The organism is Polyangium sp. 15x6 (genome assembly GCF_029960785.1).
In the GTDB taxonomy this organism is placed as follows: Bacteria; Myxococcota_A; Polyangia; order Polyangiales; family Polyangiaceae; genus Polyangium.
Genome location: NZ_JASBQE010000039.1, coordinates 65,598 through 88,370, shown reverse-complemented (window position 1 = coordinate 88,370; position 22,773 = coordinate 65,598). Strand labels below are relative to the sequence as shown.

General features: G+C 68.3%; 24 protein-coding genes. 17 read left to right on the top strand and 7 right to left on the bottom strand.

Annotated elements, in window-relative coordinates:
- Positions 1 to 18: 18 nt before the first annotated feature.
- The gene (locus tag QHF83_RS26930; RefSeq protein ID WP_282420816.1) at positions 19 to 627 is read right to left on the bottom strand and encodes a CPBP family intramembrane glutamic endopeptidase; all 609 of its coding nucleotides are present in this window, start codon (positions 625 to 627) and stop codon (positions 19 to 21) included.
- Between the two features lie 224 nt (positions 628 to 851).
- Between QHF83_RS26930 and QHF83_RS26925 the strand changes: the two genes are divergently transcribed.
- The 3 genes from QHF83_RS26925 to QHF83_RS26915 all read left to right on the top strand — a co-directional run bounded on the left by QHF83_RS26925 (position 852) and on the right by QHF83_RS26915 (position 3,370).
- Complete coding sequence (locus QHF83_RS26925) at positions 852 to 1,619, top strand: zinc ribbon domain-containing protein (RefSeq protein ID WP_282420815.1); 768 nt, start codon at positions 852 to 854, stop codon at positions 1,617 to 1,619.
- On the top strand, positions 1,619 to 2,980 hold the full coding sequence (locus tag QHF83_RS26920; protein WP_282420814.1) for a DNA methyltransferase: 1,362 nt from the start codon (positions 1,619 to 1,621) through the stop codon (positions 2,978 to 2,980). Before QHF83_RS26925 ends, QHF83_RS26920 begins: the two co-directional genes overlap by 1 nt.
- Positions 2,981 to 3,064: 84 nt before the next feature.
- A complete protein-coding gene (locus tag QHF83_RS26915; protein WP_282420813.1) occupies positions 3,065 to 3,370 on the top strand; it encodes a hypothetical protein in 306 nt (101 codons plus the stop codon).
- A 7-nt stretch (positions 3,371 to 3,377) separates the two neighbouring features.
- On the opposite strand, the gene QHF83_RS26910 is transcribed toward QHF83_RS26915, so the two are convergent.
- Entirely contained in the window at positions 3,378 to 4,625 is a 1,248-nt protein-coding gene (locus QHF83_RS26910; protein ID WP_282420812.1) for an NAD(P)/FAD-dependent oxidoreductase, read from the bottom strand.
- An 85-nt stretch (positions 4,626 to 4,710) separates the two neighbouring features.
- On the opposite strand from QHF83_RS26910, the gene QHF83_RS26905 reads away from it, so the two are divergent.
- Positions 4,711 to 5,025 carry a 2Fe-2S iron-sulfur cluster-binding protein gene (locus QHF83_RS26905; RefSeq protein WP_282420811.1) on the top strand — a complete coding sequence of 105 codons (315 nt, stop codon included), beginning with the start codon at positions 4,711 to 4,713 and terminating at the stop codon, positions 5,023 to 5,025.
- Between the two features lie 31 nt (positions 5,026 to 5,056).
- Here the strand turns inward: QHF83_RS26905 and QHF83_RS26900 are convergent, their stop codons facing one another.
- Together QHF83_RS26900 and QHF83_RS26895 are read right to left on the bottom strand one after the other, a co-directional pair.
- Positions 5,057 to 6,100 (bottom strand): phosphatase PAP2 family protein, encoded by a 1,044-nt coding sequence (locus QHF83_RS26900; protein WP_282420810.1) that lies wholly within the window; start codon positions 6,098 to 6,100, stop codon positions 5,057 to 5,059.
- A gap of 253 nt (positions 6,101 to 6,353) precedes the next feature.
- Entirely contained in the window at positions 6,354 to 6,569 is a 216-nt protein-coding gene (locus QHF83_RS26895; RefSeq protein WP_282420809.1) for a hypothetical protein, read from the bottom strand.
- A gap of 75 nt (positions 6,570 to 6,644) precedes the next feature.
- Between QHF83_RS26895 and QHF83_RS26890 the strand changes: the two genes are divergently transcribed.
- Positions 6,645 to 7,025 carry a PDZ domain-containing protein gene (locus tag QHF83_RS26890; RefSeq protein WP_282420808.1) on the top strand — a complete coding sequence of 127 codons (381 nt, stop codon included), beginning with the start codon at positions 6,645 to 6,647 and terminating at the stop codon, positions 7,023 to 7,025.
- Between the two features lie 54 nt (positions 7,026 to 7,079).
- Here QHF83_RS26890 and QHF83_RS26885 read toward each other — a convergent pair whose 3' ends face one another.
- A complete protein-coding gene (locus QHF83_RS26885; protein ID WP_282420807.1) occupies positions 7,080 to 7,475 on the bottom strand; it encodes a YbjN domain-containing protein in 396 nt (131 codons plus the stop codon).
- Positions 7,476 to 7,724: 249 nt separating this feature from the next.
- Here QHF83_RS26885 and dctP point away from each other — a divergent pair, with 249 nt between their 5' ends.
- From dctP to QHF83_RS26865, 4 genes are all read left to right on the top strand, one after another.
- The gene (gene dctP / locus QHF83_RS26880; RefSeq protein WP_282420806.1) at positions 7,725 to 8,726 is read left to right on the top strand and encodes a TRAP transporter substrate-binding protein DctP; all 1,002 of its coding nucleotides are present in this window, start codon (positions 7,725 to 7,727) and stop codon (positions 8,724 to 8,726) included.
- Positions 8,727 to 8,863: 137 nt separating this feature from the next.
- Positions 8,864 to 10,120, top strand: a complete 1,257-nt coding sequence (gene metK, locus QHF83_RS26875; protein WP_282420805.1) for a methionine adenosyltransferase — start codon at positions 8,864 to 8,866, stop codon at positions 10,118 to 10,120.
- A 117-nt stretch (positions 10,121 to 10,237) separates the two neighbouring features.
- Positions 10,238 to 11,713: a choice-of-anchor L domain-containing protein gene (locus QHF83_RS26870; protein ID WP_282420804.1), complete on the top strand. Its 1,476-nt coding sequence runs from the start codon at positions 10,238 to 10,240 to the stop codon at positions 11,711 to 11,713.
- A gap of 173 nt (positions 11,714 to 11,886) precedes the next feature.
- Positions 11,887 to 13,155 carry a choice-of-anchor L domain-containing protein gene (locus QHF83_RS26865; protein ID WP_282420803.1) on the top strand — a complete coding sequence of 423 codons (1,269 nt, stop codon included), beginning with the start codon at positions 11,887 to 11,889 and terminating at the stop codon, positions 13,153 to 13,155.
- Between the two features lie 62 nt (positions 13,156 to 13,217).
- On the opposite strand, the gene QHF83_RS26860 is transcribed toward QHF83_RS26865, so the two are convergent.
- Positions 13,218 to 14,171, bottom strand: coding sequence for a hypothetical protein (locus QHF83_RS26860; protein ID WP_282420802.1), 954 nt, complete (start codon positions 14,169 to 14,171; stop codon positions 13,218 to 13,220).
- A 90-nt stretch (positions 14,172 to 14,261) separates the two neighbouring features.
- Between QHF83_RS26860 and QHF83_RS26855 the strand changes: the two genes are divergently transcribed.
- The 7 genes from QHF83_RS26855 to QHF83_RS26825 are packed head-to-tail and all read left to right on the top strand — an operon-like array spanning position 14,262 to position 19,987.
- A complete protein-coding gene (locus QHF83_RS26855; protein ID WP_282420801.1) occupies positions 14,262 to 14,903 on the top strand; it encodes a MerR family transcriptional regulator in 642 nt (213 codons plus the stop codon).
- A 33-nt stretch (positions 14,904 to 14,936) separates the two neighbouring features.
- A complete protein-coding gene (locus QHF83_RS26850; RefSeq protein ID WP_348980471.1) occupies positions 14,937 to 16,154 on the top strand; it encodes an IscS subfamily cysteine desulfurase in 1,218 nt (405 codons plus the stop codon).
- A 24-nt stretch (positions 16,155 to 16,178) separates the two neighbouring features.
- Complete coding sequence (iscU, locus tag QHF83_RS26845) at positions 16,179 to 16,583, top strand: Fe-S cluster assembly scaffold IscU (RefSeq protein ID WP_272418547.1); 405 nt, start codon at positions 16,179 to 16,181, stop codon at positions 16,581 to 16,583.
- 34 nt (positions 16,584 to 16,617) lie between these two features.
- Complete coding sequence (locus QHF83_RS26840; protein ID WP_282420799.1) at positions 16,618 to 17,037, top strand: iron-sulfur cluster assembly accessory protein; 420 nt, start codon at positions 16,618 to 16,620, stop codon at positions 17,035 to 17,037.
- Between the two features lie 53 nt (positions 17,038 to 17,090).
- The gene (hscB, locus tag QHF83_RS26835; protein ID WP_272418549.1) at positions 17,091 to 17,621 is read left to right on the top strand and encodes a Fe-S protein assembly co-chaperone HscB; all 531 of its coding nucleotides are present in this window, start codon (positions 17,091 to 17,093) and stop codon (positions 17,619 to 17,621) included.
- A 45-nt stretch (positions 17,622 to 17,666) separates the two neighbouring features.
- Positions 17,667 to 19,625 (top strand): Fe-S protein assembly chaperone HscA, encoded by a 1,959-nt coding sequence (gene hscA, locus QHF83_RS26830; RefSeq protein ID WP_282420798.1) that lies wholly within the window; start codon positions 17,667 to 17,669, stop codon positions 19,623 to 19,625.
- On the top strand, positions 19,625 to 19,987 hold the full coding sequence (locus QHF83_RS26825) for a 2Fe-2S iron-sulfur cluster-binding protein (RefSeq protein WP_282420797.1): 363 nt from the start codon (positions 19,625 to 19,627) through the stop codon (positions 19,985 to 19,987). Before hscA ends, QHF83_RS26825 begins: the two co-directional genes overlap by 1 nt.
- A 4-nt stretch (positions 19,988 to 19,991) precedes the next feature.
- Here the strand turns inward: QHF83_RS26825 and QHF83_RS26820 are convergent, their stop codons facing one another.
- Entirely contained in the window at positions 19,992 to 20,381 is a 390-nt protein-coding gene (locus tag QHF83_RS26820; protein WP_282420796.1) for a hypothetical protein, read from the bottom strand.
- Positions 20,382 to 20,425: 44 nt separating this feature from the next.
- On the opposite strand from QHF83_RS26820, the gene QHF83_RS26815 reads away from it, so the two are divergent.
- Entirely contained in the window at positions 20,426 to 22,738 is a 2,313-nt protein-coding gene (locus QHF83_RS26815; protein WP_282420795.1) for a polysaccharide biosynthesis tyrosine autokinase, read from the top strand.
- The last annotated feature ends 35 nt before the right edge of the window (positions 22,739 to 22,773 follow it).

Here is a 22,773-nt window from a genome sequence, read left to right as displayed (position 1 = left end):
CGCCGCGCGCGGTCTTTCTCAGGCGAGGTTCTGCTCGGGATCGTTTCCCGGATCGTGATCGCGCAGGTAACCGAGGTTCACCGCGTTCACGATCGCGTGCGCGAGCAGCGGCCCGACGAGCGAGCCCGTGGCCGCGAAGATGGCCCCGAGGATCAGGCCCACGGCCGTCGCCCACCCCGTCCACACCCAGCGACTCGGCCCGCGCATCTGATGCAAGAGGCCGAAGAGCACGCCCGATCCGACGACGCCGATCACCGGCGTGAGGAGCCCGCGGAAGAGGACCTCCTCGCCGAGGCTCGACAGGCCCGCGAGGATGAAGATCTGTCCGACGGATAAATCCTTCGCGACCGGACGAAGTTCGCCGTGCAGCCTTCGCGCCCAGCCGAACCGGCCGACGGCGAAGCGCGTCGTGACCACGAGGATCGTGGCGAGGATGATACCGGAGAGCGCGCTCGCGAGCGTCCCGACGGTCGACGTCAGGCCGAGCCACGGGTTCGGGTACATCCAGGGCGCACCGTCCCGGAGCGCGAGGGCGAGCGCGGTCGCGAGGCACGCGAGGAGCGCATAACCGGCGGCCACGCTCCACGCTGCAGCGCTCCGGCCCGTCCGGGTCCACCGTCCCCGCATGTCCAGCATGTTGGCACGTCCGCGCCTCGCCGTGAAGCGAGCCGAGCCGTCCTGACCGTGCGCCCGTCCGCATCCGCCTCGCCTACCGCGTCGATCGGTGCGCTCTCCTCTGGCCGTGGGACCGGCCCCGGATTAGATGCGCCCCTGATGCACGCGACCGTGTTCATCATGCCGGGTCTGAAGGGCGCGAGGGCGACGCGCGGACGGATCGCTCGCGTGTCGTCATGACCACCGGATCAGCCGAAGGTCGCTGCGTCGCCTGCGGCGCGGGCGTCGCCGCGGGAGCTGCGGTTTGTACGCGCTGCGGAACCTCGCAACGCATGGAGGTTTGTCCGCACTGCGGAGCCACGGCGGGGGCCACGCGCGACGCGGAGTTCCGGTTCCGCTGCGACGTCTGCGGCGGCCCGCGCGTGCCGCTCGACACGAAGAAGGTGCGGCGGAGCGGCAAGGAGGTCACGGCGCTCGCGCGCGCGGAGCTCGCGCGGAAGGGGCGCGCGAAGAACCGCGCGGCCGCGGTGTTCACGGGCGTCGCGCTCGCGGGCACGATCGGCATCCTCGCGATCTACGGGCTGCTCGGCGTCATCGGCGTCGTGAACCCGGGCCTCGGGTTTTTCCTCGCAAGCGTCTTGACCGCCGGCCCGCTCGCCGCGCTGATCGCCTGGTTCCTCGCGCGCTCGCGGGCGCAGGCCAAGGAGATCGAGCCCGCGCTCGACGAGGCGTGGCTCTCGGTGGCGGCGGACGTGGCCGCGCAGATCAAGGGCCCCGTCACGGCGCGCGCGCTCGCGGAGGCGCTCCCGATCGAGGAGCCGCAGGCCGAGGAGATGCTCGCGCTGCTCGAAGCGCACGAGATCATCCGCAACGACGGGAGCCTCACGCGGATGCGGATCGGCGCCTCCCCGGACAAACCCGACCTCGCGGCCGTCGAGGCAGAGGCCGAAGCCGAGGCGGAGGCCGAGGCGCGCGCGCCCGGCGTCACGCGCGAGAAGGTGTGATGCGCGAGCGAACGAAGCAAACGAAGCAAAACGAGCGGACCAAGCCCGGCGAGCGGACGAAGCCCATCGAGCGAAGAAGGCCCGGCGAGCGAACGAAGCCGAGGCCCAGCGAACCGACGAAGCCGACGTCCAGCGAGCCGACGAAGCCCAACGTGCGACGCGCGCTCTCCCACGTCGGCGGAGAGACCACCGTCGAGGGAGATCCCACGCGTGGCACGGCGCTCGTCCGAGCGCTCGACGTGCCTCCGTCCGAGGTCGCCGAGGAAGCCGCGCGCGCGCACGTGCACGGCTTTCACAGCTACCCGGCGCGCATGCACCCGGTCACCGCGCAGCGGCTCGTCGAGTCGTTCTCGCGCCCCGGGGGCGCCGTCCTCGATCCGTTCTGCGGCAGCGGCACGGTGCTCGTCGAGGCGCGCCTCGTGGGTCGCAAGGCGATCGGCGTCGACGCGAACCCGCTCGCCGTGCGCCTCGCCGCGCTCAAGTTGCGCGACACCACGGAGGCCGAGCGCGCTGCGTTCGTCGAAGCGGCACGCGCGGTCGCGCTCTTCGCGGACGAACGCCGCAAGGCGAAGAGCGGACCCACGCGGCGGTATGGCCCCGAGGACCTCGCCCTCTTCGATCGTCACGTTCTTCTGGAGCTCGACGGCGTGCGCGCCGGGATCGATCGCATCGAAGATCCCGCTGTGCGCGGCGAGCTCGAACTCGTGCTCTCGTCGATGCTCACGAAGCTCAGCCGCCGCACCTCCGACACCTCCGAGCGCGAGCTCGAACGACGCATCGCTTCCGGCTACGCCGCGCGCCTCTTCGTGCGCAAGGCCGAGGAGCTCGCCCTGCGCCGCGCCGAGGCGTCCGCGCGCCTCGCCGCCGCGCCGCCCGCGCGTGTCCTCGAAGGCGACGCGCGCCGTCTCGACGGCATCGGCGATCGCTCCGTGGATCTCGTCGTCACCTCGCCGCCGTACCCGGGCGTCTACGACTACCTCGCGCATCACGAGGCGCGCCTTCGCTGGCTGCGCCTTCGCCCCGAGCGCTTCGAGCGCGCCGAGATCGGCGCACGTCGTCGGCTCGATCCCATGGGCCCGGACGAAGGCGTGGCTCGCTGGGAGCGCGAGATCGGCGACACCCTCGCCGCGCTCGGCCGCGTCATGCGCCCCGAGGGCTCTGTGATCCTCCTCCTCGCCGACAGCGTCGTCGCGGGCCGCCCCGTCTATTCCGTCGACGTGATCCGTCGCGTCGCGCCGCGCGCGCGCCTCCGCGTGGACACCGTCGCCTCGCAGCCGCGCCCACACTTCCACGCGCCCACACGCCGCGCCTTCGCCGCGCGCCCGCGACAGGAGCACGCGATCCTGCTCGTCCGCTCGTAGCGCCCGCGCCGCGTCGTCACGAACTGTCCCCGCTCGGCCCTCGTGTGGCAGGATGCTCGCGGGTTTCCCACGGAGACGTTCGAGATGCGCAGTGAGACGGTCGCGTTGGTCTTTGCGGTTTCTCTTTCGATGTTCGGCTGCAACAAGGGCAGCGACGGCGAGGGGACCGCTGCCGAATCCGAGGGCGCGATCGGCGTGGCCGAGTGCGACGCGTACGTGAAGAAGATGGAGGCCTTCCTCGACGGTTTGCCCGAGGAGGCGCGCGCCGCGCGGGAGCCCGGCTTCAAGGCGATGCGTCAAGCGTGGCGTGACGCCGCGCAAGCGCCCGGCGGCAAGGAAGGGCTCGCCGCGACGTGCAAGGAGAACCTCGCGAACGTGCCCTCGAAGTAGCGCGCGTTCAGGCGAACGTCGGCACCTCGGCGGGGTAGTGCTCGCGGAGGAACGCGGCCCATGGCGGACGTCGCTCCACGTGGAACACGTCGCCCGCGAGGATCGACGTGATGAGCCTGCGGATCGTCGTCCGCTGGTTCGGCTCGAACAACGTCTCGCGAAACTGCCCCGCGTAGAAGCTCTGCACGACACCCAGGAACAGGTCGACCGCGTACCGCACATTCGCTTCGTACGAGGCGAACGCCGCGCGCGACACGTCGCCCGTCGTGAGCGCGTGATCGATCGCCTCGGCCGCGAGCGAGGCGCCCTTGATGGCGAGGTGCGCGCCCGTCGAGAACAGCGGATCGAGGAAGCCGCCCGCGTCGCCGACGAACAGCCACCCATCACCCGCGAGCTGATCGATCCGGTATGAGAAATCAGCGAGGGCACCGACGGGCCGAAGCCGCGTCGCGCCGCTCAAGAGCTCGCATGCCATCGGCGATCGCGCGAACGTACGATCGTAAAACGAGTCGAGCGTCTCGCCTTTTTGCTTCTGCCGCATCCACTCCGACGACACGACCACGCCCACGCTCGTCACGTCGCCGCGGAACGGGATGAACCAGAACCAGCCGTGCTCGAAGATCACGAGCTGGATGTTCCCCTCGTCCTGGCCGCTCGGCCGGAACGTGCCGCGGTAGTGCGAGAACAGCGCGGTCTTGTCGAGCCGCGCGATGTTCGCCTTCCGCCGCGTGCGTGAAGCCAGGAGCGTGTCGCGTCCCGTCGCGTCGACGACGACCGGCGCGAAGAGCTCCACCACCTCGGAAGGGTTCAGGAGGTTTTTCGCGCGCACCCCGACGGCGCGGCTGCCTTCGAAGAGCACGTCCGTCGCCTCCCACTGCTCGCGCACCTCGGCGCCGAGCTTGCGCGCGTGCTCGAGCAGCACGTGATCGAACTCGGCGCGTGGCACCTGATAGGCGTACGTGAACTTCGGATCGAAGCTCTCCTCGAAGCGATACGTGCTCTCGCGCTTCGTCGTGCAGCAGAGGAACCGCGCGCCGTACTTGCGCAGAAACCTCCGATCGAGCTCCTCCTCCAGGCCGAGCTCGGCGAAGACCTCGCGTGATCGCGGCAGGAGCGACTCGCCGATGTGAAACCGCGGGAACTTCTCCCGCTCGAGCACGAGCGCCCGCCGACCGCGCTGCGCGAGGCTCGCGGCGAGCGTGGAACCACCAGGCCCGCCCCCCAGGATCAACGCATCCCACCCATGATTCGACATGGCCCCTGGATATCGCGGTCGCTCGGCCTCGCCAATGCCGAGGCAGCGGGTCGACGTCGCGCGCGCCTTCCGTTAGAGCTGCCTCGTGATCCGGGTGGAGTTCCTGGCGAACGAGCTCGGCCCCGCCGCGGCCGCGGACGCCGAGCCTGGCGACGCGCTCGTCGACGTCAGCGACGCATGCCGCGCGCCCGTCTCGTTCTCGTGTCGCTCCGCGAGCTGTGGAACCTGCCTCGTCGAGGTCCTCGAAGGCGCCGCGCTCCTCGAACCACCTTCGAGCGACGAGTCCGACGTGCTCGACGTCTTCGACGCGCCGCCTTCGCAGCGGCTCGCTTGCTCGGCGCGTCTCGTGGCTCGGGGGGAGGGGCTCGTGCGGCTTCGCTGGGCGGGGAGTGACGAATGATCGACGGTGCGGCGCGTCGTTCGCGTCTTCGTCAGTCGAAGACCCACGCGCCGCGCAGGCCTCGCGCGAGGCGCCACTCTTCTTCGCGCCGCGCGATCAGGGGCGCGAGCGTCCCGGCCGTGAATGCGAGCGTCAGGCCCGCGAGCACGTCGATGGCGTAGTGCCAGCGCAAGAACACCGTCGAGAAGATGATGTTCGCCGCGAAGAAGCCCGTCACGATCGCGGGCCAGAGCCAGCGTCGATCCGTCTTCGCGTTGTGCAGCGCGTGCAGCGTGAACCACGTCGGCACGGCCGTGTGCAGCGAGGGGAAGATGTCCTTCATCGCGCTGCCGGCTTGCACCGTGTCCCAGACGCAGCCCCAGAAAAACCCGCCGTCGATCGGCCCCTTGAACTGCTGGGCCAGGTACTGATGCGGGCCGTAGCCGGGCACCGCCATGTAGCCGAGTTGCCCGATGCCGAAGACGAGCAGCGTCCCGATCGCGAACGCCGTCGTCCGGCGGCTCGGCTTCGTCAGCCACACGCTGACGATCATGTAGGTCGCGCCGATGAAGAAGTAGCTGAAGTAGAAGAACGAGAACCACTCGACCACGGGCCGCACGTTGAAGGCCTCGAGCATGAGCGCCGGCTCGCGGCCGAAGATCGCCTCGTCGATCCGGAGCAGCGTCCCGTCCACCGAGTCCGGCCGCACCACGGGCAAGAGCCAGCGCAGCACGAGGTAGTTCTGCAGGAGCACGCCGACGATGCTCACGCGGTAGACGATCTTCCGGACGAGCGGCGGGATGCCGGGGATCACGCGGCCGATCAGCACGGCGCCGAGGACGACGCCGATGCAGAGCTCCGTCGTCCGCGCGCACGACGCCTGATCGGCCGTGGCTTGCCGCTGCGCGAGCAGCACCCGCACGACCGTGAGGTAAACGAGCAGGATGACGTCTTGCACGGTGAAGCTACCGAGCAAGAACTTGAGCCACCCGCCTTGCATGGCGGTGATCTGCGCGGGGGCTCCCTCGACGTGCTCTTCGGAGGCACGCATGTCCGACGGGCTCCAGAGTCCGTTGTTGTGCGTGGAAGTGCTCACTTGTTCTCTCCGCGTGACCGAGATCCAGCGACGAACCGCGACGCCGCGGGAGATGACGCGGCGGAGTCTAGGGGGGAAGGTTCACCAGGTCGAGGCTTCATCGCCATGGGTCGTGCGGCGGTCTCAAGCAAGATCGGCGCCCATCGAAGGTGCGCGAAACGTCGAGGTTTTGTCGAATTCGAGGGAACGACGTAGGGCGGAAAGGACCTCGGCGCGTAGCCGGATGCGCTGTCACCACGCTCTCGGAAATCCTCTACGCACCCTCGCTCGCGTCCGCGCCCGCGTCGGTCGCCGGCGCGCCTTCCCCGATGAAACGGAAACACGCGCCGGCCCGGCAAACGCGCCCTTCGCCGCACTCCGCGTCGCTCTGGCAGCCCGGCTCTTCGGGCGCGCCGAGCGTGCATGCGACGAGGCCCGCGGCGATCGGCGTGAAGGCGACGAGCAGGAGGAGGAGACGTCGCGCGCGCATGCGGAAAGGCTCACCCGAGCGCTCGTCGTGCTGCAAGCCGGCTCGTTCGTCGCGACGTCCGCTAGGATGCGGGGCATGCGCGTCGCCCGAGCGCCGCTCCTCGCGTCGTTCCTCTTCGTGGGCCTCGCTTGCGCGGCCGAGCAGAAGGGCTCCATCGGCGCGGTGCTCTCGCGGGACAACGACACGGGCGCGCTCTACGTGCGCGACCTGTCCCCGGGACTCTCCGCCGAGCGCGCGGGCCTCTTGCCGGGCGACGAGCTCGTCATGATCGAGGGCCGCTACGTGCGCGACCTCGACGCCAAGGAGATCCGCGCGCTCCTGCGCGGCGACGTCGGCACGTCCGTGCGCCTCACCATCGTGCGCGGCGAAGAGGTGCGCCGGGTGCGCGTCGAGCGCCGCGCCCTGCTCGACGCGAAGAAGGAAGAACGTCCGCGCACCGAGACGATCACCGAGTGAGGCGTGCGGAGCGTCGCGCCGGGGTTCGTCCCGAACGCCACCGCGCGTTACGCGTCACGGACCTGCGAGCTTGTGCACGTCCTGGTGATGTTTGTCGGCGTAGAACGAGAGCACGTCCACGGCGTCGCGGATCTCGCTCGGGTCGAGGTGCTCGATCCGGTACTCGACGCTCAGGATGATGTCGCCGTCGTCGTCGACCGAGTACTTGGCGAGGTTGATCTCCCGGTTGAGCTTGAGCAGGCGCGTCATGAGCGCTTCGGCCGTATCCGGCTCCTCGGGCAAACGCGCGTAGGGGATCACTGCGAACGTCACGAACAGCGGTTCGAGGTGTACGAACAGCGGAAAAATCCGGTCCTTGCTGCGGAAGCGGCTGCGCAGCGTGGCCTCGGAGAGCCGCTCGACCGGCCATCCTTGCGCCTCGAGGACGGCGCGGATCTCATCCAGGGTCATCGGGTCGCTATCATCAGGGTTTTTCGCGATGCGGCAACGTGAATAACGTCGTGAGCGCGACGTCCACTGTCCCGTGACGCCCTCTTCCTGGAACGCGATGCTCGATGCTGCGGTGCATCGTGCATGCGTGCGGGGCGAGCCCGACTGTTCGAGAACGACAAGCTCCGGTATACGAACACGCGAAGGCCAGGAGCAACCCTCGAGACACGTCGCGTACGAGGGTCGGAAGAACCGAGACGGAGGCTTCTGATGATGCTGCGAAGAGCGATGGTGAAACTCCTCGGCGCCCTGACGGTCCTCGCGGGGATCGGCGCGTCGCAGGATGCAAGTGCGGCTGAAGTGATCAAGATCGGCACGCTTGCGCCGAAGGCGAGCCCCTGGGGGCAGGTGTTCAGTGTCTGGGAGAAGGCTGTCAAGGAGAAGAGCGGCGGCCGGCTCGAGCTGCAGTTCTTCTACAACGGTCAGCAGGGTGATGAAGGCGCGATGGTCGGCAAGATGAAGGCCGGCCAGCTCGACGGCGCCGCGGTCACGGCGGTGGGTCTCGGCAAGATTCACAAGCCCATCCTCGCGCTCCAGATGCCGGGTCTCTTCACCTCGTGGGCGAAGCTCGACGCCGCGCGCGAGGCCATGCGGCCCGAGTTCGAGAAGGGCGCGGCGGACGCCGGCTTCAGCATCGTCGGCTGGGGTGACGTCGGACAGGCGCACCTCATGACGAAGGGCGTCGCGATCCGCACGCCCGACGACTTCAAGGGCACCAAGCCCTACGTGTGGCGCGACGACGCGATGATGCCGGTGTTCTTCCAGGTCGTCGGCGGCACCACGCCCTTCCAGGCCAACATCCCGGAGGTCCTGCCGAACCTCAACACGGGCGCGATCAACGCGATCGTCGCGCCGGCGGTCGTGGCCGAGCAGCTCCAGTGGGCGTCGAAGCTCGACCACATCGTCGCGGACGCGTCCGGCTTCGCGGTCGGCGCGCTCGTCCTGACGAGCAAGAAGCTCGACGGGCTGCCGGCCGATCTCAAGGCCATCCTCCAGGACACGGGCAAGGTCGCCAGCGCGGCGCTCACGAAGCGCATCCGCAGCGAGGACGACGCCGCGTTCGGCCGCCTGAAGGGCAAGATGACGGTCATCGAGCTGACGGCCGATCAGAAGGCCAAGTGGCAAGGCCTCTTCAAGCAGGTGCGCGGGCGCCTCGCGCAGGGCACGTTCCCGGCCGACGTCATCACCAAGCTCGAGGGGCTCGGCGGCTGACAGATTTCCAGAGTCATTGCTCGCGTGCGCCGGGTCGCTTTGGAGAGGCCCGGCGCTTCGCTTTTGTCCTGTTCGACGCGTTGACGGTGCATCGTCCACGGCGTATGCGTACGCCCCGTCCGCCCCAAGGAGCATCCATGCGCCGTTACCAGTTCACGTCCGAGTCCGTCACGGAAGGCCATCCCGACAAGATTTGCGACCAGATCTCCGACGCCATCCTCGACGGTATCCTCGCGCAGGATCCGACGGCGCGTGTCGCCTGCGAGACGATGGTCAAGACCGGCATGGCGATCGTGGCCGGCGAGATCACGACCTCTGCGTGGGTCGACATGCCCGTGGTCGTTCGCAGCACGATCAAGGACATCGGGTACACGGACTCGTCGATGGGCTTCGACTACGAGACGTGCGCGGTGCTCACGGCGATCGAGAAGCAGAGCCCGGACATCTCGCGCGGCGTCACGGAGGGCGAGGGTCTGTTCAAGGAGCAGGGAGCGGGTGACCAGGGCCTGATGTTCGGGTACGCGACGGACGAGACCCCCGAGCTCATGCCCGCGCCGATCTCGTTCGCGCACCGCATGGCGCGCAAGCTCGCCGAGGTCCGCAAGTCGAAGAAGGTCAACTGGCTGCGGCCGGACGGCAAGACGCAGGTGACGATCGAGTACGAGAACGACGTCCCCGCGCGCATCGCCGCGGTCGTGCTCTCGACGCAGCACGGGCCGGACGTCAAGCACAAGGAGATCGTCGAGGCGATGCGCACGCTCGTCATCGACAAGGTCCTGCCGCAGAAGCTCGTCGACAAGAACACGAAGTTCTACATCAACCCGACGGGCCGGTTCGTCATCGGCGGCCCCTACGGCGACGCGGGCCTCACGGGCCGCAAGATCATCGTCGACACGTACGGCGGCATGGGCCGGCACGGCGGCGGCGCCTTCAGCGGCAAGGACCCGACGAAGGTCGATCGCTCGGCTTGTTACTACGCGCGGTTCGTCGCGAAGAACGTCGTCGCGGCGAAGCTCGCGGCGCGTTGCGAGGTGCAGATCGCCTACGCGATCGGCGTCGCGCAGCCGGTCGGCGTCCACGTGAACACGTTCGGCTCGGGCCGCGTCGCCGATGAGGTGCTCGAGAAGTACATCCTCGAGAACTTCGACATGCGGCCGAAGGCGATCATCGAGCAGCTCGACCTGCTCAAGCCCATCTACCGCAAGACCGCGGCGTACGGGCATTTCGGCCGGGACGAGTTCGCCTGGGAGAAGACGGATCGCGCCGCGAAGATGGCGGACGATCTGCTCCGTCCGAGCGTGTCCGCCGCGAACGGCTCCGCGCACGCGAACGGCAGCGGCAAGAAAGATCAGAAGAAGCGCAAGAAGGCTTCCTCGGCCTCGCCCGAAGCCTGAGTACGCGCGCTCGCGCTGCGTCCCTCCTCTCCCGCGTCCTCCTGACGCTCTCTTCTCCAGCACCACGGTAGCGCCCCGAGCGCGTGACAGCATGCCGGCCGTTCGGCTAGGCTAGGCATGCTTGCGCTCGCCGTGTCCATCGATACGCGCGTCTTCCTTTCCCCGAGGTACCGCTCGCTCGACGTGGCCGATCCGGCGGGCCATGGGTCGACGACGGCGACCGTGAGTCCCCGAGGAATCCTTTTTCATCACGAGGGCGTCGTCATGAAGCGGTCGAGAACATCCACATGGTTCGGGCTCGTCGGGTTGTGCGTCGTCGCCGCGACGGCGGCGGGCGCATGCGCCGCGGGCGGCGGCAGCGGAAACATGGGGGGCAACGGGGGGGATGCTGGATCCGGCGGCGTCGGCGGTGTGGGCGGCACCGCCGGCAACGGCCAGGGCGGCGACGTCCTCATCACGACGAGCAGCTCGTCGACCGGCACCGGCGGCGCGGGCGGCGGCGCTTGTGATGAAGGCTTGCCCGACAAGGACAACGACGGCGACGGCTACACCGAGCTCGAAGGCGACTGCAACGACTGCGACAAGTTCGTCAATCCGAGCGCGGTCGAGGTCATCGCCGAGGAGGACGAGAACGGCAACCTCCCCGAGCCTGCGGACGAGGACTGCGACGGTACGATCGACGTCCTGCCGCCGGCCTGCGACAGTGGCCTCGCGCTCGCGAGCCTCGATCCCGCCGACGCGGCCAAGGCGATCGGCGTCTGCAAGTTCCTGAAGACCGCGAAGTGGGTGCTCTCGGACGGCAGCCCGCCGCCGGTGAACGAGACGCAGAAGGCGAACTTCCACCTCGGGCACGGCATCGTCGCGAAGCTCGGGACGAACAACAACCCGCAGGAGGGCAGCTCGATGCTCTTCCTGTCGTCGGGCAAGGCGCGGGACAAGGGCGACGCGGACGCCACGTACCGCACGTTCGACAAGGGCTACACGAGCAACGCGCCCTTCGGCTTCCCGAAGGCGAGCCCTTCGTGCCCCAACGTGATCACGGGCCTCCCGCACGACGCGACGGGCCTCGAGATCGAGGTCGACGTCCCCTCGAACGCGCTCAGCGTCTCGTTCGACTTCCAGTTCTTCAGCTACGAGTGGCCGGACTTCTTGTGCCGCGAGTACAACGACTTCTTCATCGCCTACATGATCCCGTTCCCGATGGGGCAGAGCGACGGGAACATCGCGTTCGACATGCTCGGCGCGCCGATCAGCGTGAACAACAAGTTCTTCGAGGCGTGCGGTTGTCCGGGCAACCCCGTGGGGCCCAACGGCGAGTGCGTCGCGAGCACCTTCTCGTTCAAGTGCTCCCTCGAGACGAAGCAGCTTCTCGGCACCACCTTCGAGAAGGACGAAGCGAACGCCGGGTGGAGCCATGGCTCGACGGGGTGGCTGCGTACGACGACGGCCGTGACGCCTGGCAGCCCGATCCGGCTGCGCCTCGTCACCTACGACTCGACGGACGGAAAGGTCGACTCGTCCACCTTGATCGACAACTGGCGCTGGTCGGGAAAGCCCGGGACGACGGTGACCGAGGTCATCATCCCGAAGTGACGCGCCTGGACGTGCCCGGAGCGACCTGATCCTGCGTCGCTCCGGACGCGATCTCTCTTCACGCCCCGACGTGCATGGGTACACTTTCGAATGCGGTCCGCGCGCGGGGTGTACGGCTCTGTGTTCGCGTCCGGCTTGGCTTGTCCTCCGTGCGAGGGGGATGGAGAAGGATCATGAAGCGTAGCCATCTCGTTCTGTTCGGTCTCGCCGCAGTTCTGGGCGTCGCTGCGGCAGGCTCCGCGGGTTGCCAGGCGACCGGCGGTCGCAGCGTCTTCGACAACGACGGCGGGTCCGGCGGTGAGGACTCGAGCGGCAAGGGCGGCTCGGGGGCCGGGCAAGCTGGCAACGGCGGTTCGTCGGAGGACAGCGTGGGCGCGTTCGTCGGCCCCGGCGCGAGCGGCTCCGGCGGCAGCGGAGCGCAGTGCAGCACCGATCCGAGCGTCGACGACGACGGTGACGGGTTCTCGGAGGCGGCGGGCGACTGCAACGACTGCGACGCCAACGTCTCGCCGGGCTCGATCGAGGTCGCCACCAATCCGGACGATCCGATGGCGAAGCCTGCGGACGAGGACTGCGACATGGTCGTCGACAACGTCGCGCCTGCGTCGTGCGACGACAACATCGCGATCGAGGATTCGAATCCGCAGAACGGCGCGCGCGCGCTCGACCTCTGCCAGTTCATCACGCCGGACGAGAAGAAGTGGGGCGTGCTCAACGCGCAGTACGTGCGCGCGAACGGCAGCGCTGCCACGTACTCGCGACACATCGGTATCCAGAGCAACTTCGGGACGAACGTGAACGTGCAGAAGGGCACGCGCCTGCTCACGCTCTCCTCGGGCTACGCGCGTCTGCCGAGTCAGGTCGGCGCTTGCGGCGGCATCAGTTGCAGCCAGATCGGCAGCGGCATCGCGCCGTCGGGCTTCCCGCAGGACGTGCCGGGTTGCTCGGGCGACACGGACATCAACGACGACGTCGGCCTGCAGGTGACGATCCGCTCGCCGAAGAACGCGACGGGCTACAAGTTCAAATTCAAGTTCTACTCGTTCGAGTACCCCGAGTGGGTTTGCTCGTCGTTCAACGATCAGTTCATCGCGCTCGCGAGCCCCGCGCCGCAGGGCTCGATCAACGGCAACATCTCGTTCGACCAGAACACGAACCCCGTCAGCGTCAACATCGCCTTCTTCGACGTATGCGACGGCTGCGCGCTCGGCTCCGGCGAGATGGCCGGCACGGGCTTCAACCAGTGGGGCGATGCCGGCGGCACGTCGTGGCTGCAGACGCAGGCCCCGATCAAGGGCGGCGACGAGGTGACGCTCCGCTGGGCCATCTGGGACACGGGCGACACCTCGTGGGACTCGACGGTGCTCGTCGACGGGTTCGAGTGGGTCGCGAACGGCGGCACGGTCGTCGTCGGCACGGATCCGATCGAAGATCCCAAGTGAGCTGAACGGCTTGCTCCGAGGGAAAACGCCCTGCTCACGCGGGGCGTTTTTCTTTTGAGGTCCTACGATCGATCGAGGCAGGCGAGGAGATCCGCCATCGTCGCGCCTTCGAGCGGGATCTCCGCGAGGCCAGCTCCTGCCCCTGCCGCGATGCGAGCGAGCGCCCAGCGCGGCGCGAGCACGTCTCCACCAAGCCAGGCGCGCTGCCCGCCTTCGGGCTCGATCGCGGCTTCGATCCAGCCGATCGGGACACGCACGGCCGGGCGAAGGTTCAGGCCATCGGGGACGGGGTCGAGCGCGCGATCGATCGGAGCGAACGGACGCGTGTCGAGCTCCTCCGATGTGATCGTCATCGTCGCGCTCATCGACGGGGCGCGTGTCCGCAAACCTTCGAGAAGCGCGTGCGCAAAACCCTCGAGGTCGAGTGGTGCGTCGGTCGCGAGCTCGGCGAGCGAGGCGGGCTTCTTGCCGAGGAACCGATCGACCGCGCGTTCGCTCTCCGTCGTGATCTCTTCCGGCAGCGCGATCGCCGCGTCGTACCCGACGAACGCTTCCACGAGCACCGCGCCCGATTCCGCGACGTCGAACCCGAGCAGCACCGCCGGCCGACGACGCAGCGAGATCCATTCGCGACCGAAGTAATGCGCGATGAGCCCTGCGCGGGTGAACCCTCCGAGGAGTGGGCGCACGTTCCGGTTCAGCAGCGTTCGCGGCGTCGCGTCGGCGACGAGCGCCGCGACGTGCGGCAGCGCGAGCGTCACCACGAGGCCGCGACCGCCGAGCCAGGCAGCCGTGCCCGTCGTCGCGCGTCGCAAGATCGGGACGCCTCTCCGCGCGCACGCCGCGAGGTCCACGACGCGGCCTGCGCGCTGCGCCGCGCCGAGCACCACGGCCGATCCATCGACCAGGCTCAGCGCCACATGCGCCGCCTGCGCCTGCGCGGCCTGCTCGAGAAGCGCGGGGCCGAGCGCGAGCGCTTCGGGAATCGCGCGCTTCTTCAGCTCGATCGCGTGCATTTTCGTCCTGCTCCGGTTGACAGCCTCCCGAGGCCCGCCTAAACCTTCCGTTAGGTAACCCTAACGCGTGCGTGAGGGTTGGAGTTTCCGATGCGACCGGTTCGCCACCTACCTTTAGCGCGGGGATTCGAGAGAGGTGTCCTTCCTCTCCCGGATGGCATTCGTGCGCATGGGGTACAGCGGGCCGAGGCGGGGCTCGTACCGCCGGACCTCGACGACGATCGGGACGGGCACGAACGCCTCCTCCAAGTCGGGGACATCGCGCGTGCCGTCGGCAAGACGGTGCGGGCGATTCACCATTACGAGGAAGTCGGTTTGCTCCGGCCGCACGCGCGATCGAAGGGCCGGTATCGCCTCTACGATCGGGCGGCGGTCACGCGGGTCCGGTGGATCGGCAAGCTGCACGATCTCGGGCTCAGCCTCGCGCAGATCCAGGAGATCGTCGCGTTCTGGGAGAGCGCGCCCTCGGCGCCCGAGGCGATGGCGCGGGTCCGATCGATCTACCTGCAGAAACTCGAAGAGACGCGCGCGCAGATCGCGCGGCTCTCTTCGCTCGAGCGGGAGCTCGAGGCGAGCATCGACTACCTCGACACGTGCGACACGTGTGCTCCCGACGAGATCGTGGCCGCGTGTACGGACTGCAACGTGCACGATCGGACGCAGGCCGAGCCTGAGCTGGTGGCCGGAATTCACGGCGGAAACGGGCATTCCCGAGGTGGCGCGGACCGCTAGAGGGTGCTTCGAAGAGAGACGAAACCGATGTCGATCCAGATCCCGATTTACATGGACTACCACGCCACGACGCCGGTCGATCCGCGCGTCGTGGAGGCGATGCTCCCGTATTTCAACGCCCGGTTCGGCAACGCGGCCAGCCGGAGCCATGTCTTCGGGTGGACGGCGGAAGAGGCGGTCTCGCGCTCGCGGGAGATCCTGGCGAAGCTCGTGGGCGCGTCGAACCCGAAGGAGATCGTCTTCACGTCGGGCGCGACCGAGAGCAACAACCTCGCGATCAAGGGCGTCGCCGAGCTCTACAAGGAGAAGGGCAACCACATCGTCACCACGGTGATCGAGCACAAGGCCGTGCTCGACACGTGCAAGCGCCTGGAAAAGCAGGGCTACGAGGTGACGTACCTGCCCGTCGGCAAGGACGGGCGCGTGAGCCCCGACGACGTCGCCAAGGCGATCACGGACAAGACCATCCTCGTCTCCGTGATGCTCGCGAACAACGAGGTCGGCACCGTGCAGCCGATCGCGGAGATCGGCAAGATCACGCGCTCTCGCGGCGTCCTCTTCCACTCGGACGCGGTGCAGGGCGTGGGCAAGGTGCCGTTCGACGTCGAGGCGATGAACGTCGATCTCGCCTCGATCACCGCGCACAAGATGTATGGGCCCAAAGGGGTTGGCGGGCTCTACGTGCGCCGGTCGAAGCCGCGCGTGCGCCTCGTCGCGCAGATGGACGGCGGCGGGCACGAGTACGGCATGCGCTCGGGCACGCTGAACGTGCCGGGCATCGTGGGTTTTGCGAGGGCCGCGGAGATCATGCTGGAGGAGGGACGCGCGGAGAGCGAGCGCATCCTCGCGCTTCGCGAAAAACTCCGCCGGCGCATCACGAGCGAGCTCGACGAGGTCATCGTGAACGGCTCGCTCGAGCACAGGCTCCCGGGCAACCTCAACGTCTCGTTCGCGTTCGTCGAGGGCGAGGCCCTCATCATGGCGATCAAGGACGTGGCGGTCTCGAGCGGCTCGGCTTGCACGAGCGCGAGCCTCGAGCCCTCGTACGTCCTGCACGCGATGGGCATCGGCGACGACCTCGCCCACTCGTCGATTCGTTTTGGCCTCGGTCGATTCACCACCGAGGAGGAGGTCGACTACGTAGCCGACCTCGTGATCCGCAAGGTAAACAAGCTCCGCGAGATGTCCCCGCTCTACGAGATGCACAAGGAAGGCATCGATCTCGCTTCCGTGCAGTGGGCCGCGCATTGATTTGAGGTAGGAGAGTTTCGAGCCATGGCATACAGCGAGAAAGTGATCGAGCACTACGAGAACCCGCGCAACGTGGGCACGCTCGACAAGAACGACGAACACGTCGGCACGGGGCTCGTCGGCGCCCCCGCGTGCGGCGACGTGATGCGTCTCCAGATCAAGGTGAGCGACTCCGGCGTCATCGAGGACGCGAAGTTCAAGACGTTCGGCTGCGGCTCGGCGATCGCCTCTTCGTCGCTCGCCACGGAGTGGCTCAAGGGCAAGACGATCGACGAGGCCGAGCAGATCAAGAACAGCATGATCGCGGAGGAGCTCCACCTGCCGCCGGTGAAGATCCACTGCTCGGTGCTCGCCGAGGACGCGATCAAGAGCGCGATCGCCGACTTCCGGTCGAAGCAGGCGGCGAAGAAGGCCCTCGCGGGGCAGTGACGGCGCCTTCGTGGCGGCGGACGGAGAACGTACGATGAACGCGAGTAGCGAAGTTTCGCAGGGCAACCAGACGGAGCAGCGGGCGCCTGCGCCGGCCGACGCGAAGAAGACGATCGGCGTGAGCTCGTCGGCGGTCGAGGCGATGCGGACGAACCTCGCCAAGCGGGGCACGCCCGACGCCGCGATCCGCGTCGGGATCCGGGGCGGCGGCTGCTCGGGTTTCTCGTACGTCATCGAGTTCGACGACGACGCTCCGCGCAAGGGCGACCTCGTCCTCGAGTTCCCCGAAGAGGGCAAGAGCACGGTCCGCGTCTACTGCGACAAGAAGAGCATCCTTTACCTCGGCGGCTCGGTGCTCGACTGGGAGAAGACCCTGATGTTCCAGGGCTTCAAGTTCAAGAACCCCAAGGAAGCGAGCCGTTGCGGCTGCGGCCACTCCTTCACCGTCGGCTGAACCGCGCGCCGCGCGCCGCGGCGCGGACGCTGCATTCCACCGCTCCTCTCACGATGATCGATCCCTTCCAGACGCTGGGCGTCGAGGCCCGCTTCGACCTCGATCCGGACGACCTCGCGCGCCGGCATCGTGACCTCTCGCGCGCGCTCCACCCCGACCGCTACGCGGGCGCGCCCGCGGCGGAGCGGCGTTTGTCCTTGTCGCGCGCGATCGAAGTGAACGACGCCTTCCGCGTGCTGAAGGACCCGATCCGCCGCGCCGAGGCGCTCCTTCGTCGCGCCGGCGTGCCCGTCGGGGAGACCGCCGAGCCCAAGCCGTCGCCCGATCTCCTGATGGAGATGATGGAGCGGCGCGAAGAACTCGGCGATGCGCGGCGGCGGAAGGACCTCGCGGCCGTCCATGCGCTCGCGGATGCGATCCGCTTGCGTGAGCGCGAGGTGCTCGCATCGATGGGCCGCCAGTTTGCAGTTTCCGATCCGGATTCGACGAAGCTCGCGGCCGTCCTGCCCGAGCTCGGCGAGCTCCGTTATCTTCGGCGCTTCCTCGACGAGGCGAGCGCGATCGAGGAAGAGCTCTCTTCCTGATCCTGAAAGGCCCTCATGGAAACGATGGGGGCTACCGGAACCCCCATGGCTCTACTCGAAATCTTCGACCCCAAGGCAGCCCCGAGGCCGATCGGCATCGACCTCGGCACCACGAACTCGCTCGTCGCGCGTGTCCGTGACGGCAAGCCCGTCGTCATCACCGACTGCAACGCGGAGAAGCTCGTCCCTTCGGTCGTGCACTACGATCCGCGCGGCCGCGTGATCGTCGGAGCCGACGCGCAGCGCCTCGCGGTCGACTTTCCACGCGAGACCATCGTCAGCGTGAAGCGCTTCATGGGGCGCGGAGCCGACGATCCCGAGACGCGCCGCCTCGGCCCGTACGAGTTCGCCGAGCCGAAGACGCCCGAGGAGGCGAAGAGCGTGCGGTTCAAGGTCCGCGATCGCTCCGTGACGCCTGTCGAGGTCTCGGCCGAGGTCCTCAAGGTCCTCCGTTCGCTCGCCGAGGACGAGCTGCGCTCCGTCGGCGGCGCGGTGATCACCGTGCCTGCGTACTTCGACGACGCGCAGCGGCAGGCGACGAAGGACGCGGGCAAGCTCGCGGGCCTCGACGTGCTGCGGCTCCTCAACGAGCCGACGGCCGCGGCGCTCGCGTACGGGCTCGAAAAGCAGAAGAACGGCCTCTTCGCCGTCTACGACCTCGGCGGCGGCACGTTCGACGTGACGATCCTCCTGCTCGACGACGGCGTGTTCCAGGTGCGCTCGACCGGCGGCGACAGCGCGCTCGGCGGCGACGACATGGATCGCGCGCTGGCCGAGAAGATCCTCGAGAAGCTCGAGGTGGGTGAGCAGCGACCGCGCGAGCTCGTGCGGTTTGCCCTCGATACCGCTCGCAAGATCAAGCACGGGCTCACCAATGCCGAGCGCGTGGAGGTCGACATCCCCGTCGGCGACGGCAAGCAAATTCCCATCGCGTTCACACGTGACGAGTTCGAGGCGATGATCAAGCCCATCGTCGAGCGCACGGGCGTCGCTTGCCGTCGCGCGATCCGCGACGCGGGCATCACCGCTGAAGAGCTCGACGGCGTCATCCTCGTCGGCGGCTCGACCCGCGTGCCGTACGTGCGGCAGTACGTGGAAAAACTCTTCGGCAAGCTGCCGCTCTGCGACCTCGATCCCGAGGAAGTCGTCGCGCTCGGCGCCGCGATCCAGGCCGACATCCTCGCCGGCTCGAAAGAACGCGCCGACGAGGTCCTCCTGCTCGACGTCCTGCCGCTCTCGCTCGGCCTCGAGACCATGGGCGGCGTGGTCGAGAAGATCCTCCCGCGCAACACCACGATCCCGGCTGGCGCGCGACAAACCTTCACCACGTACGCGGACAACCAGACCGGCTTCGACCTGCACATCGTCCAGGGCGAGCGCGAGCTCGCGGTCGACGGCCGCTCCCTCGCTCGCTTTGTCCTCAAAGGAATCCCGCCCATGCCCGCGGGCCTCGCGCGGCTCGAAGTCACGTTCCGCGTGGACGCGGACGGCCTGCTCAGCGTGACCGCGAAGGAGCTCACGACCGGCGTCGAGCAAAAGGTGGAGGTCAAACCGAGTTACGGCCTCACGGACGAAGAGGTCGAGGCGATGCTCATGGCCGCGCTCGATCACGGCGAAGAGGACCTCGAAAAACGTCAGCTCATCGAGGCGCGCGTCGAGGCCGAGCGGGTCGTGCTCGCCACGCGAAAGGCCCTCGTCGCCGACGCCGATCTGCTCGAAGGCGACGAGGAGCGCGCGCGCATCGACGAGGCCCTCGCCGGGCTCGAAGAGGCCATCCGCGGCACGCGCGCGGCGATCATTCGCGGCCGCACCGAGGTCCTCGACGAGGTCACGCACGGCTGGGCCGGCAGGCGCATGGATCGCGCGATCGCCCGCGCGATCGCGGGCAAGGATGTGGCGGCGATCGAGAGCACCGTGGCGCAGGCGAGGGGCGTCGAGGCCCACCTCGCCGAGCATGCGGGGCATAACGCACCGGAAGGCGACGCCTCCGGGACGGGGAGCTGATGGCAAAGGTACGGTTTCTGGCGCACGGGTCGACGTACGACGTCGAGGTACCGATCGGGACTTCGCTCCTCGAAGCGGCGCGCAAGGTCGAGGCGCCCGAGGGCTCGGCGTGTGGCGGCGTGTGCGCGTGCTCGACGTGCCACGTCTACGTTTTGCGCGGCAAGGAGCTGCTCTCGGAGGCCGAGGAGGACGAGGAGGACATCCTCGACAAGGCCTTCGACGTGCGGCTGAACTCGCGGCTCGGCTGCCAGGCGAAGATCCGGCGCGAGGGCGACATCGAGGCCGAGATCACGCGCGAGAGCCTCGACGCCTTCTACAACGAGCACCCGCAGTACCCGGACCCGCGCAAGAAGAAGAGCTGAAGAGCTACCGCTCACTCCCATGCGCGGGCTTCGGCTTCGCGTCGGGCAGGGCCGGGGCGCGCTTGGCTCGTTCGACGTTCGCGGCCACCTCGTGGGCGAGGTCGCGCGCCGCGTGCGCGAAGGCTTGCGCCGCCTCGCGCGCCGGCTTCGTGGAGAAGATCGCCACGACGTGCTGCGCCGACGTCTTGCCCCCGACGGGGACGAGGAAAAACGCGAGGCTCCCGAGCAGGAGCACCACGCCGTTCACCAGGCGCTTGACGAGATCACCGAGCACGCAAAGCCGACCGTAGCCCGCGAGGCCCCGATCCCCCCAATTTTCGGCCGCGATCCCCGCCAGGGAGTAAGCTCTTGCCGCGATCGCGGCCCGCTTGAACATCTGGGGACGTGGGCGCACCTTAGGCGGAGCCGGCCAGCTCGGCCGCTCCTCGACGTGCCACCGTGACGGACGCCCCCCGAACCTCGACCCTGACGCCCAAGCCCGCCGCGGCCGTCGAGCGCGCGCCCGAGGGGGCCCTGGGCCCCGCCGTCGTCTGGCAGATGGTCCGCAAGTACTGGTCCACGGCGCTCGGGGCGGCGCTCGTGGTCTCGCTCGCGGCGACGTTCAATACCCTCGGTCAGGTCAAGATCTACCAGGCGCAGTCGACGATCCTCTTCGACCCGAACCCGCCGCGTCCCCTCGGCCAGAAGGTCGAGAACATCGTGGACCTCGGCGCGGGCAGCTTCTGGGACAACCGCGAGTATTACGAGACGCAATACAAGATCATCCAGTCGATGAAGGTCACGACGGCCGTCGTGAGCGAGCTCGGGCTCCAGCACGACGGCGGCTTTCTCGGCAACCTCCCGCCGGGCACGCCCGCGCCGGACGCGAACGTGTCCGAGGAAATCGCGGCGGAGGTGCTTCGCGGCCGCCTCAAGGTCGACGCGGTCAAGGAGAGCCGCCTCGCCGTGGTGAAGCTCGAGGACGCCGATCCGCAGCGCGCCCAGCGTATTCTGAACGTCCTCGTCGATACCTACGTCCAGCAGAACCTCGATGACGCGGTGACCTCGACCGCGACGGCGGCCGATTGGCTGCGCAGCCAGCTCGACAAACTCAAGGTCGACCTCGAGTCGAGCGAAATGGCGCTGCACGAATACAAGGAGAACAAGAACATCCTCTCCGTGGCGATCGACGATCAGTCGAACATGCTGCGCGAGGAGATGAAGCAGCTCAATGACACGCTGACGTCGGTCCGTACACGAAAAGAAGAGGTCCAGGCGCGGCGGGACGAGCTCGCGAAGGTGAAGGGGGAAAACCCCACGGATTTGCCGGCGAGCGAGCTTCTGGAGAGCCACGTCTTGATGGGCCTCCGGACCTCGTACGAGGAGGCGATCCGCACGCGCGACGGCCTGCTCGGCGAGGGCAAGGGGCGCAATTACCCCGACGTGAAGGAGGCCGACGCGCGGGCCGAGGCGGCGAAGAAGGCCTTGCTCGCCGAGGTGAAGAACATCCAGCGCGCCCTCGACAAGGATCTCGCCGTCCTGAAGCGCCAGGAGGCGGGGCTCTCGGGGCTCTTCGAGCGGGCGAAGAAGCAGGCGCTCGATTTGAACCTGCTCGAAATCGAGTACAACCGCCTCCGCCGCTCGAAAGAGAACAACGAAAAGCTTTATTCGCTCGTCCTCGAACGCACGAAGGAGAGCGATCTGGCGCGCGTGCTCCGCGTGAACAACATCCGCGTCCTCGATCGGCCGCTCGTCCCGCGCGCGCCGGTGCGGCCGCAGGTCACGCGCAGCATTGCGATCGGGGTTTTTCTCGGTGTCCTCCTCGGCATCGCGACGGCGCTCGCCCGCGGCCTGCTCGATCGCAGCTTGAAGACGCCCGACGAGGTCGAAAAGGACCTCGGCCTGCCGTTCCTCGGCCTTTTGCCCGAGATCGACGACGGGGGGAAGCCCGGCTCGTATGCGCCCAGGCGGCAGCGCGGCAAGCCGGTGCGCCTGACGAACTCCGAGCTCATCGTGCACGAGCAGCCGACGAGCGGCATCGCGGAGGCGGCGCGCACCATCCGGACGAACCTGCTCTTCATGGCCCCGGACAAACCCTACCGCACCCTGCTCGTCACGAGCGCGGGGCCTTCGGAGGGCAAGACCACGGTGGCCACGTGCATTGCGATCGTCATGGCCCAGGCGGGGCAGAAGGTCGCGCTCATCGATTGTGATCTGCGCCGGCCGCGCGTGCACCGCGTCTTCCGCAAGAGCTCCGAGGTCGGCGTGACGACGGCGATGCTCGAAGATTCGCTCGACGAGGCCGTGCTCGACACGGACGTGCCGAATCTGTGGGTGATACCCGCCGGCCCGATCCCGCCGAATCCGGCGGAGCTGCTCCATAGCGAGAAGTTCAAGAAGTTCCTCGACGACGTGAAGAAGCGCTTCGATCGGGTGATCATCGACAGCCCGCCGATCGTGCCGGTCACGGACGCCGCCGTCCTCTCCACGCTGGTCGACGGCACGGTGCTCGTCGTGCGCGCGTTCAAGACGACGAAGGACCTCGCGCGGCACGCGGTGCGCGCGCTGCAGGACATCGGCGCGACGAAGGCGGGCGCGGTGCTGAACGCCGTGAACTTCAACAAACACGAATACAAGTATCGATACTATTATTACCGCCGCGACGGGTATTACAAGGACGACGCCGTCCCGGCGGCGCGCCCCTCACGGAAGAGGACCCAGCCGTCGGCCCCCGAGGACGAGCAAGGCGCGGGAAGCGCTCCACCGGCTTGAATCGGCCGGCGTCCGCGGCTCGGGGCGGCGCAAAC